Genomic DNA, 275 nt, shown 5'->3' on the forward strand with positions numbered 1-275 from the left:
GGGTTATAAAAGTGCACAATACACCCTAGCGTTTATGTTTTTAAAAGGACAATATTTAGAGCAATCAACTAAGCTTGGTATGGGGTGGTTGGGTGTTGCTGCAGAAGCTGGCGTTGAAAATTGGTCACAACAATATGATACTTTTTATGCCGCTGCGACTATAGAAGAGAAGCAAGAAATAGATGCAATTGTCGCCGTTTATATTGAACAATTTGGTGTTAAAGCTCAAAACATGACCTGCCGTAGGTCAACATCACCTAGGCGCACATTCGGCG

General features: G+C 41.5%; 1 protein-coding gene. It reads left to right on the forward strand.

Annotated elements, in window-relative coordinates:
- Positions 1-275 (forward strand): hypothetical protein (locus tag SB765_RS29525; protein WP_410932476.1); only part of this gene is annotated, 275 nt, incomplete at both ends.

This window comes from Pseudomonas sp. SIMBA_067 (genome assembly GCF_046534675.1).
GTDB lineage: Bacteria > Pseudomonadota > Gammaproteobacteria > Pseudomonadales > Pseudomonadaceae > Aquipseudomonas > Aquipseudomonas putida.